The sequence below is a fragment of the Bartonella sp. MR100HLJHH genome (genome assembly GCF_042194215.1).
GTDB lineage: Bacteria > Pseudomonadota > Alphaproteobacteria > Rhizobiales > Rhizobiaceae > Bartonella > Bartonella grahamii.
Genome location: NZ_JBHIMR010000001.1, coordinates 120305 through 132786 on the forward strand (window position 1 = coordinate 120305; position 12482 = coordinate 132786).

The window sequence follows — 12482 nt, forward strand, 5'->3', positions numbered from 1 at the left end:
AGTCATGCGGGAAATTATTTTTGATACAGAAACAACAGGTTTAGATAAAGAAAAAGATCGCGTAATCGAAATTGGTTGTGTAGAAATGGTTGATCGTTATCTTACGGGGCGCCAATTTCATGTTTATTTAAACCCTGAAGGCGTTATTATTCCTGATGAAGTTGTAGCAATTCACGGATTAACCAATGAACGCCTAAAAAACGAGAAAAGTTTTAGTGATATTGTTGATGAATTTTTGGAATTTATTAAAGGCGCGACAATGATTGCGCATAATGCGAGTTTTGATATTGGTTTTATTAATGCAGAATTAAAACGCGTCAACAAACCGCTCATCAGTGTTGATAATATTCTTGATACACTGGCTATGGCACGGCGTAAATTCCCTATGGGGCCTAATTCTCTTGATATTTTATGCAAACGTTTTGGAATTGATAACAGCCATCGTGTTCTTCATGGTGCTTTGCTTGATGCAGAGATCCTAGCCGATGTTTATATTGAACTGATCGGTGGAAAACAAGGTGTATTGGGTTTTGGTAATAGAAGGGGTGTTGATGAACATATCCAGAATGATAAAGATACATCTTATGCAGTTAAAATTCGCCCACAGGCTTTACCTTCAAGATTGAGTACGCAAGAAAAAAGGTTTCATGCCGATTTTATCAACACGATGGGTGAAAAAGCTCTGTGGAATAACTTCAAAATTCATGAATAACATCATCTTTTCTCTAAAAAAGTCACCATTTAAATTAAAGAATATGGATGTCAAAAAAAACGGTCGTTGTGGGGAGGGGAACACCACAACGACCCTGTCGCTACATCGTACCTCAGCTATCATAGGAGGAGCAAAATGAAAGCTATTAATCCTGTAACAGCAAAGAAAAGCTCTAGGTACTTAATATAAAGTGCAACGACTTCATGTCTTATGAAAAGAAAAAATGGCTTTTTAGAGGCAAAGTGAAAAAAATAAAATAAAAGTGAAAAAAATATATAAGGGTAATTTGCGTTTTTAGCTAAAATGGAGAAATAAAATTGTCATGAAAGCAACAGATCATCTTTTTTTGGTTGACGGATCAGGCTATGTTTTTCGTGCTTATTATGCTTTGCCGCCTTTAAAACGTAAAAAGGATGGACTTCCTGTAGGAGCAGTAGCTGGTTTTTGCAATATGTTATGGAAATTACTTTGTGATGCTCGTAATACAGCGACTGGTATTGTTCCAACACATTTTGCTGTTATTTTTGATTATTCATCTGATACTTTTCGGAAACAAATTTATCCTGAATATAAAGCGAATCGCGCTGAACCTCCTGAAGATCTAATTCCTCAATTCGCGCTGATACGTCAAGCAACGAAGGCTTTTAATTTGCCTTGTATTGAAAAGGAAGGCTTTGAAGCGGATGATTTGATTGCTACCTATGCAAAATTGGCAACAAAGGTTGGGGCAAAAACAACCATTATTTCTTCTGATAAGGATCTTATGCAACTCGTAAATACGCATGTATCTTTATATGATGGAATGAAAGACAAGCATATAGGTATCTCAGAAGTTGTAGAAAAATGGGGTGTTGCACCTGAAAAAATGATTGATTTACAAGCATTAATTGGAGATTCAACGGATAATGTACCGGGTATTCCAGGCATTGGTCCCAAAACTGCAGCTCAGTTGTTAGATCAGTTTGATTCTCTTGATATTTTATTGCAAAACGTAACAGAAATTAAACAAACAAAACGACGTGAAAACATTCAAGCTTATAGAGAACAAGTTAAAATTTCTCGTGAACTTGTTAGGCTTAAAACAGATGTTCCTATAGATAATGATTTAGATGATTTTATTTTGGAGCCACAAGATGGTCCACGTTTAATTGCTTTTTTGAAAGCGATGGAATTTTCAACATTAACGCGTCGCGTGGCAGAGGCAACGTCATGCGATGCGGCTGTTATTGATGCACTTGATATAGATGTTGAATGGGAAAAACTGAGCCACGGGCATGATTCTGATATCAAAAATACTGAGCGCGCATCTCTTCATAATTTTTCTGAAAATTCTCCACAAGTTTTTGCACAAAAACGTAAAGATCAAGCGCTGACTCAAAAAATTACAAGAGATGCTTATACAACAATTCTTGATGAGGAAATTTTAAAAGATTGGTTATCACAAGCACAAGAGCAGGGTTTTTTCGCTTTTAATACTGAAACAACATCTCTTGATCCGATGCAAGCAAAGCTTGTTGGTTTTTCACTCGCATTACAGCCAGAAAAAGCAGCTTATATACCTCTTGAACATTTTGATGAAGGAGAAGAGGATCTTTTGAGGGGCGGGCACATTGCCTCGCAGATTGAGACCCGAAAAGCTTTAGCACTTTTAAAACCAATATTAGAAGATTCATCGGTGTTAAAAATTGGTCAGAATATAAAATATGATTGGTTGGTGATGAAGCAATACGACATTATTATAAGCTCTTTTGATGATACCATGCTTTTATCATATGCTTTTGATGCTGGAATATTAACCCATAATATGGATGATTTGTCTGAACGTTGGCTTGAGCATAAACCAATTTCCTATAAAGACTTAACGTATAACGGAAAAAAAATTACTTCTTTTGCACAAGTAGATTTAAAACAAGCAACCCTTTATGCGGCGGAACGTGCTGATATAACGCTACGCCTTTGGCAAGTATTAAAACCGCAACTTGTTGCTCGTGGAATGACAAAAATTTATGAACGTCTTGATCGACCCCTTGTAGAAGTTCTTGCAAGAATGGAAGAACGTGGGATTCTTATTGATCGGCAGATTTTATTGCGTCTTTCAGGAGAATTGGCACAAGCTGCTTTGATTCTAGAAGAGGAAATTTACAAACAAGCTGATGAAAAGTTTAATCTTGCTTCGCCAAAGCAATTAGGGGATATCCTTTTTGGAAAAATGGGATTACCTGGAGGCGCTAAAACTAAGGGTGGACAATGGTCAACTTCTGCACAGACCTTAGAAGAGTTGGCTGCTGAAGGTCATGTTTTACCGCGTAAAATTATTGAGTGGCGTCAACTTGCAAAGCTAAAATCTACCTATACAGATGCCTTGCCTTCTTATATTTTTTCAAAAACAGGGCGAGTTCACACGAATTATTCTTTGGCAATAACATCAACAGGGCGGTTATCATCATCAGAGCCAAATTTGCAAAATATTCCAGTGCGGACTGCTGAAGGACGTAAAATTCGAACAGCTTTTATTGCTCCAAAAGGACATGTGTTACTTTCTGCTGATTATAGTCAGATTGAATTGCGTATTCTTGCACATATTGCGGATATAAAAGCATTAAAAGAAGCTTTTGCTAAAGGGCATGATATTCACGCTATAACGGCATCACAAATGTTTGGTGTTGCGATAGAAGGAATGCATTCAGATATACGACGGCGTGCAAAAGCGATTAATTTTGGTATTATTTATGGTATTTCAGCTTTTGGATTAGCAAATCAATTGGGAATTTCACGCCAAGAAGCGGGTCGTTATATTCAACTGTATTTTGAAAGATTTCCAGGAATTAAAGATTATATGGAGAAGACCAAAATCTTTGCACGTGAAAATGGTTACGTAGAAACAATTTTTGGACGTCGTATCCATTATCCAGAAATAAAAGCAAAGAATGTAAAAATTCGTTCTCTTAATGAGCGAGCAGCTATCAATGCTCCAATTCAAGGTTCCGCGGCTGATATTATTCGCCGCGCTATGATACAGATGGAAAATGCTTTAAAAGAAGAAAAACTATCAGCAAAAATGTTGCTGCAAGTGCATGATGAACTGATTTTTGAAGTACCAGAAGAAGAGAGTAAAAAAACCATGGCTGTTGTTAAAAATGTTATGGAAAATGCTACAATGCCGATTTTATCTTTATCTGTACCGCTTGAAGTAAAAGTCATGACGGCTCAAAATTGGGATGAGGCACATTAATTTTTTTATTTATTTTTAAGAATGTTGATTGCGTTGGAAAGATTAAGATAGGCTTTGATAGGCAAATGATCTGAAGCAATGCGTGCAAGCGGTGAATGATGATTTTCAATACTTGTTACCAATTGGTGGGGAAAAGAAAAAACTCTATCAAGGGCTAAAAAAGGAAAGCGAGAGGGAAAACTTGGTACAACTTCAAAAGTGCTATCAAAATAGGGAAAAAAATGATTTAAAGATGAGCCTTTTCCCATCCGCCATTCATTAAAATCTCCTATGAGGAGTGTAGGCATAAGGGAGCGTTTTTGGAAAATTTCAAGGAGCATTTTTGTTTGTTGTTTACGAGAGTAACGTAATAAGCCAAAATGAGCCGCAATAATACGAATAGGGCCTGCTGCCATTTCCAACTCTACAATTACAGCCCCACGTGGTTCAATACTAGGCAGAGTGACTTGTAAAGTATCACGTACATATCCCTTTCGCAAAAAAAGAGCATTCCCATGCCAACCGTGTCCATGAGGTGACATAGTATTAAGAGGTACAGGAATCAAACCGGTTTCAGCTTTTAATAGCTGAAGATTAATCAAACCGACGCGTTCTCCAAAACGTCTATCTGCTTCTTGAAGAGCAAGGATATCAACTTGTAATTCAGTAATAACACGGACAATTCTTGTAGGATTAAAAATTTTATCAACACCTACACATTTATGCACATTATAGGAAGCAACAGTCAGATCATAATTACTATTTTGATTGATGATGTTTGATTGATGATGAGAGCGGCTGTGAATTGCATTTAAAAGGGAGCTATGGAGTTTTTGTTGGATAAAACCGGTAAACCAAGGGAATTTTTGCTTATAAGGTATTTTTGTCATTTTGCGAAAAGAATAGTCCCTAAGAGGCAAAGGGTAAAGACTTACACTAAAAACAAAAGAACCTTGTCTCTTTTAGAAACAAGGTTCTTTAATTAAGTTATGATTTCTGCAATCAATCACGGTTTGAGCCAAGAAATTGTAGCAAGAAGACAAACATATTGATGAAATCAAGATAAAGATTCAACGCGCCCATAATAACTTTACGTCCTCTGGTGTCGCTTTCATCTCCTTCATAATACATCAACTTAATGCTTTGGGTATCGTAGGCTGTTAAACCAGCAAAGATCAACACGCCAATCACAGAGATAGCAAATTGCAAAGCGCTTGATCCAAGAAAAATGTTCACAATCATGGAAAGAAACAAGCCGATCAATCCGATGAATAGGAATGAACCGATTGCCGTGAGATCACGCTTTGTCGTATAACCATAAAGTGAAAGAGCTCCAAAAGCTGCAGCGGAAATGACAAAGGTTTGCACAACACTTTCTGTCGTATAGCGCAAAACGATTGAAGACAGTGAAAGACCAACCAGAGCAGCATAACCAAAAAAGAGGCTACGAGCAGCATTTGTGCTCAATGTATTAATTTTAAAACTGAGGAATAAAACTGCTATGAGTGGTGCAAACATAACAATGTAAGAGAATGGCGATGTATAAAATGTTACTCCAAATGATGTTAAATAAACACTGCTATTGATTTGAGCTGCTGCTTGGCTCATATCTGTTGTCGTTGCTAATGATACAATTACATAAGCGGCAGCAGCTGTAATAAGCAAACCAATGGCCATTGTATTGTAGACACCCAACATATAATCGCGCAATCCCTGATCAATTGATGCATCGGCGTGAGAAGTAGGCGCCGAACGTAAATTTTTAAAATTAGCCATAATATAAAATCCTTTAGCATATGTCCCGTCAGGTATAGGGCTTTAAAAGTGTCTCTGTCATTACACAGATAAGCTTGGCATAAGCCTTAATTGGGCAAATACAAAAACCCTTAAGAATCACTGACAGAATTCCAGCATATTTGCTCTTATTATGGAGATTTATTTAAAAATTACAAGAGATTTATATGAAGAAGGAACCTTACAAATTGGTAAGGAAACGGTTCATTTTAATAAAAAATATTTCCATTTTTTGCCATATTTTTACAAGATAAAAAGACTACACTCAAAAAATTTTTATTATTCACAGAAACTATGTAATACAATCCTTTATAAAATATCCACTATTTTTGCATTTGTAAGAAGAGCGGCAAGTATCTATAATACTATTTTTCAACCTTCAATATTGCACCTGTTTTGCACGGTTAGAAGAGCTATTGAATTGGATTTATATAACATATTGATATATAGTGATAAACTGTCTTTTTGTATGCTAAATGATATTTCAAATAAAAGAGATTTAGGCTATTAAGGGCTTTTATCCAATATAAAAAACGATGATTTATATTTATAATCAATAGGTTGCTTTAACAATACACCATTGAAAATAGTTGAAAAAATGTTTTTTATTAAACAATATATAAAATAAAAAAGGAGAGTTTTTTAACGAAGCACTTAAGAAAGGCTCTGTAAAAAACAATATCTGTAAAAACTAAAAAACATATGAAAAGCAAATGTTCTAAGCAAATAATAGAACTTTAAATGCTGTAAAATATTTTCTCTCTGAATTTGATAGAGGACATATGGATAAAAAATATTGGTTTCTATTTGAGTTCATTTCTTTTGCATTGACCAAGTGTAGAAGTGTAAAGTTGAAAAATAAGATTTTATAATTTTATGAAAAGAAACACGAAAAACAATTAGCTGCAAGAATTATCCAAGAAAAATCAATTTACAATCAGGCTTATGATGGTCAATAAGCTCTGTTTTCTAAGACAATGAGCATATCAATGAGAAGATGTACTGTTAGAATGACGTTTTTCTTTCATCCAAGTGCGCAATTCTTCAATAAGAATGGCAATAACACCGAGAGTTATAAAACTATCTGCAAGGTTGAAAATAGCAAAATAAAAAATATCATCAATATGAAAGAGTATATAATCAGTGACATGATGAAAGCGAATACGATCAACGAGATTGCCAATTGCTCCCCCAATAATAAGAATAAGGCCAAAGCGCATTAAAGACTTATTATGTTCAGTATTTTTCCATAGCCATAGAAGGAAGATAATCACGATGATTGTGATGGCGATGATTCCCCAGTGAGAAAAGGAAGAAAAAAACGAAAATGCAATGCCAGAATTACGCACATGATAAAGGGAAAGAAAAGGTATAAGCGAAATTTCTGTTCCTAAAGGCATATTGTGCATAACCCAGTATTTGACAGCTTGATCAAGTACTACTGTAAAAGCCAAGCCCAAGAGAAGAAAAGGGAGTGATTTACGCATCATATTTTTCCTCACATGGTTCCAGTATTAAATAGGGGCGACGGATTTCATAAAGCATAACAGCTGTTGCTACAGCTAGATTAAGCGAGTCTGCACGTCCGCTTTGTGGAATACGCGCAAGTTTATCACACCGATTTGTAAGAAGATCTGATAATCCCTGTTTTTCATTTCCCATTAAAAGGATAATAGGGCCATTTTTGAAATCAAGTGTGCGATAATCCAGAGATCCTTTGAGATGTGTTCCAACGATCATACCTTTAAAGTGAGCAGACCAGTTTAAAAAGGCGCTTTCATCAAGACGATAAAGTGGTACAGAGAAAATAGATCCCATGGTTGCACGGACCGTTTCAGGCGAGAAAGGGTCTGTTGTTTCGCCAATTAAAATAACACCTTTAGCACCTACAGCATCAGCAGTTCGAATAATGGTACCAAGATTTCCAGGGTCACGTACACGATCTAGCGCGATGTAAACATCTTTAATCTGTCCTTTTATCATTTCAAGAGAGTGCCATTTTTGCTTGAAAATACCAATAACTGTTTGTGGATTATCGCGTCGTGTAAGTGATTCCATAACCTTTTGTGAGGCTTTAATAACAAAACCACCGTTGGCTACAGCACGTGCGGCAGTATTTTCGATAGCAGCATTACCGATTTTACTTTTAGAAAAAATAAGCGTCTGTATTGTCCAGCCGAGATTGAGAGCATCAATGACCAATTTCAATCCTTCTGCCATGAAAAGACCTTCTCTATTACGGTTTTTCTTTTGGCTAAGTGCTTTAAGGTCTTTTATGATGGGGTTGCTAAGAGAGGTAATTTCTTTCACTCTACCAGTTTTGGGTCTACACATATTCAAGCAATCCAACGGCTAAAAAGAGAAGTAGAAAGAGCACGTCCTGCAACTTCTTCACGCAAAATGAGTTCTCCTGATTCGACCGTACCACCAAGATTTACAAATGCATCACGCATTAAAGCATGAAGTGCAAAAAAGGAAGCACGAATAGAATAAGCTGTAAGGACAACAGAGAGCGGTTTATCAGAGAGAAGTTTACGACAATTTGAGATCATAGCGGGTAAATGATCAAACAGTTGCCAAATTTCACCATGGGGTCCACGCCCATAAGCAGGGGGATCAAGAAGAATCATATCATAGCTTTTCTTACGACGCAGTTCACGCTCGACAAATTTCATAGCATCATCGCAAATCCAGCGAATAGAATGATCTGGTAATCCTGCTTTTTCTTGATTAGCTTTTGCCCACGCAATGGCTTTTTTAGAAGCATCAACATGGGTAACATTCGCACCCGCTCGTGCCCCAATCAAAGAGGCAATACCTGTATAGCCAAAAAGATTCAACAATTTTATAGGACGTTCGGCTTTAACAATTTGCTCTTCCATAGAGCGCCAATGAGCATCTTGTTCAGGAAAAACCCCCACATGACGAAAGGAAGTAAAACGGCCTAGAAAAAACAATCCATTCCAAGAAAGAGTCCATGTTTCATCAAGTGGCTTTTTAGGAAAATGCCAACGACCAACCCCTTCTTCATCACGGTTTCCTGTGAAAATAGCATCAACATTAGCCCATTGTTTTCGTGGTAAAGCGGGTTTCCATAGTGCTTGACCTTCTGGTCGAATAATGCGGTAAGCTCCATAACGTTCTAATTTTTTTCCATGACCAGAATCAATGAGAGCATAGTTTTCACTTACACCTGTTTCTAAAATAAGTGGCAACTTTTCCTGCGGATATCTATTGTTATGGGAGGAGGATTGAAAGCATTGTGCGGGCATGTTTTGTATCACGGTATATGAGGTATGAAAATATATTATAAAGCTCTTAAGTATTTCGTAAAAGTGCAAAAGAGCTAAAGCCAATTAAAATATGTATAAAAAAAGAAAAGAGCACTTTTAACTCTGTACTGAATATAAAATACAGAGAGAAAAGATTTTATTAAAATACCATTACACCAGATTTGTGATAGACGTTTTCAATTTCTCGATCTCTGCTTTACTTTTTTTGAGAGCTTTTTTGTATTTGTGATAGGAAAACCAACTGATCAGATTCCCTAATAAAATACCAAAACCAAAGAAAATAAAGAGCCATATAAAGAGGGGAGCATGATAAGTAAAACTTTCAGAATCTGCTCGAAAAGGATCAAGGGTTAACGGAACCATTTGACGATTAGCCACGATAAAAACAATCAAAAACGCTGCGAGAATCACACCGATACTTGTTAGAAGAATACGTTTAATTATCATAAGTTTCTCACTGATTAAGACGGTCGCGTAAATCCTTGCCAGTTTTAAAAAAAGGAATCCACTTTTCTTCAACAGAAACAGCTTCACCTGTTCGTGGATTACGTCCATTACGGGCTGAACGGCTTTTTACAGAAAAAGCTCCAAATCCACGAAGTTCAACGCGATTGCCATTTGCAAGTGCTGTTGAAATTTCCTCAAAAATAGCGTTTACAATATTCTCTACATCCCGTTGAAAAAGATGCGGGTTATGACGAGCGATAATTTGCACAAGCTCTGATTTTACCACAATAGCCTCACTTTCACACAAAAATTTTTTTGTAATTGTGCACTTCATGCATATTACAATATATAAACGGATAAAAGCAAAATAAAACCAAGAAAAAACAAATTGCAAGAAACAAAATTTGAAAATACCTTCTATAAAGGTTATACAGATTAAAAATGCGGAGTATTTAAGAGATTAGGAGAGTATGTCCGTACACAATAATTATGAAGCCTTTTCAACGCAATCATCTTTTGGAGATGTTTTTAAAAAAGCATCCCTTCATTCGCGTCGTATTAGCATATTAAAAATTTTTTTACCTCTCTTAGCGTTGATTTCAGCGCTGGTTTTTTGCTGGTTTACGTTTTTCTTGGTTCCCGTTACTTCTGATTCTATGCCTTTGAATAATGAAGAAAGTGGCGTGGTGAATTTGACAATGCTCAATCCAAAGTTAGAAGGGTATACGCGTGCTCATGAACCTTATTGGCTTAAAGCAGAAAAGGCATTTCAAGACCATACACACTCTGGAATGATTGGGTTGCAAAACATTACAGCTAAAGCATTTATGGGCCAACAAAAACAGGTTTTTCTCGCAGCACAAGGGGGGGTTTACGATAACATTAATGGTTTTTTACAGTTGGACAAGCCATTCACCATTACGACGAATGATGGGATGATGGCACAATTTATGTCAGCGAGTATTAACTTATCCGAGGGACAGTTAAAAACAGATCAGCGTGTTAATATTCAGCAAGCCGGTTTGCATCTTGCCGCAAATGCCTTACAAATTCGAGAAAAAGGAAAAAACATGTATTTCCATGGTGGTGTGCATTTAGTGCTTCAAAAGCAATGACGTAATATCAATACGAATCTTCAAAGGATATTTATAAAGAGAAGTATGTGTATATACAAACAGAAGAATTGAAATAATGAAATCGTACAAAAGATGGATAGGTGTGACCTTGGCTTTTAGCATGGGAATGTTAGGAGGAGCAGTTTTAGGATATGCCGAAGTGGCTCATTTTGGAATAAGTTTATCAAGCGACAAAGAACCGGTAGAACTTCATGCAGATTCTTTGGAAATACGTGATAAAGAAGGGATAGCGCTTTTTAAAGGTGATGTTTCAGTGGTGCAAGGTGAACGTCTTTTAAGAACGGCAAAATTAGTTGTTTACTACGATAAAGCATATAAAGAAATTGATAAAAACAAGGAAGATACAAAGGCATCATCTGTTTCTTTATTTGGTTCGTCGGGTATACAAAAAATGGAAGCTTTAGGAAAAGTTTATATAAAAATTGCTACGCAAATTGCTACGGGTGATAAAGGCGTTTTTGATGGAAAGTCAAAAATGATGAGTTTGACAGGGAGTCATGTTGTGTTAACTGACGGTGACAATGTGGCCACGGGGTGCAAACTAACGGCAAATATGGAAAGCGGAAAGGCTTTTTTAGAAGGTTGTGAGACGCCTAAGAAAAAAGGTCGTGTTTCTATTATTTTAAAACAAAATCAAAAGAATGGCCATTAAGATTTCATGTTTGGAATCAAAAGAAAAAAACAGACCGATAAATATAATCTTGAAAGTGAAGCTTCAAAAAATCCCTTAAAAGGGACCTTGATTGCCAGTAACTTGATTAAAGTTTATCGAGGAAGACGAACTGTTAATGGTGTTTCTTTTGGCATTCGTACGGGAGAAGCCGTTGGCATTTTAGGGCCCAATGGGGCAGGTAAAACAACTTGTTTTTATATGGTTACGGGGCTCATAAAATCTGATGGAGGATCCATTAAAATTGATGGATTTGATATTACGCATCTTCCGATGTATCGACGTGCGCGTTTAGGTATTGGATATCTTCCACAGGAGGCTTCTATTTTTCGTGGTCTTTCAGTAGAAAATAACATTAAAGCTGTTTTAGAGGTCGTTGAAAAAGATCGCCTTAAACAACGTGAAGAGTTAGATAGCCTTTTACATGAATTTAAAATTGATCATTTACGTAAAATGTCTGCACTTTCGTTATCTGGAGGTGAACGTCGGCGACTTGAAATTGCGCGCGCTTTAGCTTCTCGTCCCCATTTTATGTTACTTGATGAACCATTTGCAGGAATTGATCCTATCGCTATTTTCGATATTCAACAACTTATTCGTCATTTAACTAGGCGTGGCATTGGTGTTCTAATAACGGATCATAATGTGCGTGAGACATTAGGGCTTGTCGATCGCGCTTATATTATTCATACAGGGCGGGTGTTAGTTCACGGTTGTCCTAATGATATTATCAACAACGTTGATGTACGCAGAATTTATTTGGGAAATCAGTTTTCTCTTTGATTTTACAGCTTTCACGAGTTTCCATTTAAGTTTAACCAAACATTATTACTGAAAATCTCCTTATTTATGCCAAAACTTCTTTTATGACTATAACCTTAATGTTGTTATTGAGTGGTGAAAAAGACTTCATCATTAGAGGGTTAGTTTGTTGTTTTATAAGTTTAGCTTGCTCATGATTGTATCATAGAAAAGATATCACTAGATTAACTTGATAATGAGTGATAAACGAAGCTCTCAATAAATGCGTGTGTTATTGAAAGGTAAGAGATATTTATCATATTTTTCTCTGTCGAATCAAATAATATATCGATGATGCTGTTTTAGGTATTTTGATGGGAGCACCGGTTATATATTGCGGTTATTCAATAGGAGTTGTCGTATTTTATTGGTTTATATGGCCTATTTGAAAATAGGAGCTCGGCTAAAGATATCAGGA

The 12482-nt window shown here is 36.3% G+C and carries 12 protein-coding genes; 5 read left to right on the forward strand and 7 right to left on the reverse strand.

The annotated features are described in order from the left end of the window. The first annotated feature begins 4 nt into the window (after positions 1 to 4). Both dnaQ and polA read left to right on the forward strand, forming a co-directional pair. On the forward strand, positions 5 to 712 hold the full coding sequence (dnaQ, locus tag ACFIJ7_RS00535; RefSeq protein ID WP_375644354.1) for a DNA polymerase III subunit epsilon: 708 nt from the start codon (positions 5 to 7) through the stop codon (positions 710 to 712). Between the two features lie 322 nt (positions 713 to 1034). Then, positions 1035 to 3944 carry a DNA polymerase I gene (gene polA / locus ACFIJ7_RS00540; protein ID WP_375644355.1) on the forward strand — a complete coding sequence of 970 codons (2910 nt, stop codon included), beginning with the start codon at positions 1035 to 1037 and terminating at the stop codon, positions 3942 to 3944. Positions 3945 to 3949: 5 nt separating this feature from the next. On the opposite strand, the gene ACFIJ7_RS00545 is transcribed toward polA, so the two are convergent. The 7 genes from ACFIJ7_RS00545 to ihfB all read right to left on the reverse strand — a co-directional run bounded on the left by ACFIJ7_RS00545 (position 3950) and on the right by ihfB (position 9743). Continuing rightward, a complete protein-coding gene (locus ACFIJ7_RS00545; protein WP_375644356.1) occupies positions 3950 to 4813 on the reverse strand; it encodes an endonuclease/exonuclease/phosphatase family protein in 864 nt (287 codons plus the stop codon). Between the two features lie 112 nt (positions 4814 to 4925). Then, positions 4926 to 5699 (reverse strand): Bax inhibitor-1/YccA family protein, encoded by a 774-nt coding sequence (locus ACFIJ7_RS00550; RefSeq protein ID WP_012754440.1) that lies wholly within the window; start codon positions 5697 to 5699, stop codon positions 4926 to 4928. 1004 nt (positions 5700 to 6703) lie between these two features. Continuing rightward, positions 6704 to 7207, reverse strand: coding sequence for a signal peptidase II (gene lspA, locus ACFIJ7_RS00555; RefSeq protein WP_375635362.1), 504 nt, complete (start codon positions 7205 to 7207; stop codon positions 6704 to 6706). After that, a complete protein-coding gene (locus tag ACFIJ7_RS00560; RefSeq protein WP_273787537.1) occupies positions 7197 to 8051 on the reverse strand; it encodes an RNA methyltransferase in 855 nt (284 codons plus the stop codon). Before ACFIJ7_RS00560 ends, lspA begins: the two co-directional genes overlap by 11 nt. 2 nt (positions 8052 to 8053) lie before the next feature. After that, a complete protein-coding gene (locus ACFIJ7_RS00565; protein WP_375644357.1) occupies positions 8054 to 8989 on the reverse strand; it encodes a class I SAM-dependent methyltransferase in 936 nt (311 codons plus the stop codon). A 171-nt stretch (positions 8990 to 9160) separates the two neighbouring features. Next, entirely contained in the window at positions 9161 to 9457 is a 297-nt protein-coding gene (locus tag ACFIJ7_RS00570) for a lipopolysaccharide assembly protein LapA domain-containing protein (RefSeq protein WP_375628030.1), read from the reverse strand. Between the two features lie 7 nt (positions 9458 to 9464). Next, positions 9465 to 9743: an integration host factor subunit beta gene (ihfB, locus tag ACFIJ7_RS00575; RefSeq protein ID WP_012754445.1), complete on the reverse strand. Its 279-nt coding sequence runs from the start codon at positions 9741 to 9743 to the stop codon at positions 9465 to 9467. Between the two features lie 184 nt (positions 9744 to 9927). On the opposite strand from ihfB, the gene lptC reads away from it, so the two are divergent. The 3 genes from lptC (at position 9928) to lptB (ending at position 12046) form a co-directional block, all read left to right on the forward strand. Next, positions 9928 to 10572, forward strand: a complete 645-nt coding sequence (lptC, locus tag ACFIJ7_RS00580; RefSeq protein WP_375644358.1) for an LPS export ABC transporter periplasmic protein LptC — start codon at positions 9928 to 9930, stop codon at positions 10570 to 10572. A 76-nt stretch (positions 10573 to 10648) separates the two neighbouring features. Further along, positions 10649 to 11245, forward strand: a complete 597-nt coding sequence (locus ACFIJ7_RS00585) for an LptA/OstA family protein (protein WP_375635366.1) — start codon at positions 10649 to 10651, stop codon at positions 11243 to 11245. Positions 11246 to 11251: 6 nt separating this feature from the next. Continuing rightward, positions 11252 to 12046 carry an LPS export ABC transporter ATP-binding protein gene (gene lptB / locus ACFIJ7_RS00590; protein WP_375635367.1) on the forward strand — a complete coding sequence of 265 codons (795 nt, stop codon included), beginning with the start codon at positions 11252 to 11254 and terminating at the stop codon, positions 12044 to 12046. The last annotated feature ends 436 nt before the right edge of the window (positions 12047 to 12482 follow it).

Bases quoted from the DNA above. Each gene is read 5' to 3' on its own strand.
- dnaQ (WP_375644354.1), top strand. From the start codon at position 5: ATGCGGGAAATTATTTTTGATACAGAAACAACAGGTTTAGATAAAGAA.
- polA (WP_375644355.1), top strand. From the start codon at position 1,035: ATGAAAGCAACAGATCATCTTTTTTTGGTTGACGGATCAGGCTATGTT.
- ACFIJ7_RS00545 (WP_375644356.1), bottom strand. From the start codon at position 4,813: ATGACAAAAATACCTTATAAGCAAAAATTCCCTTGGTTTACCGGTTTT.
- ACFIJ7_RS00550 (WP_012754440.1), bottom strand. From the start codon at position 5,699: ATGGCTAATTTTAAAAATTTACGTTCGGCGCCTACTTCTCACGCCGAT.
- lspA (WP_375635362.1), bottom strand. From the start codon at position 7,207: ATGATGCGTAAATCACTCCCTTTTCTTCTCTTGGGCTTGGCTTTTACA.
- ACFIJ7_RS00560 (WP_273787537.1), bottom strand. From the start codon at position 8,051: ATGTGTAGACCCAAAACTGGTAGAGTGAAAGAAATTACCTCTCTTAGC.
- ACFIJ7_RS00565 (WP_375644357.1), bottom strand. From the start codon at position 8,989: ATGCCCGCACAATGCTTTCAATCCTCCTCCCATAACAATAGATATCCG.
- ACFIJ7_RS00570 (WP_375628030.1), bottom strand. From the start codon at position 9,457: ATGATAATTAAACGTATTCTTCTAACAAGTATCGGTGTGATTCTCGCA.
- lptC (WP_375644358.1), top strand. From the start codon at position 9,928: ATGTCCGTACACAATAATTATGAAGCCTTTTCAACGCAATCATCTTTT.
- ACFIJ7_RS00585 (WP_375635366.1), top strand. From the start codon at position 10,649: ATGAAATCGTACAAAAGATGGATAGGTGTGACCTTGGCTTTTAGCATG.
- lptB (WP_375635367.1), top strand. From the start codon at position 11,252: ATGTTTGGAATCAAAAGAAAAAAACAGACCGATAAATATAATCTTGAA.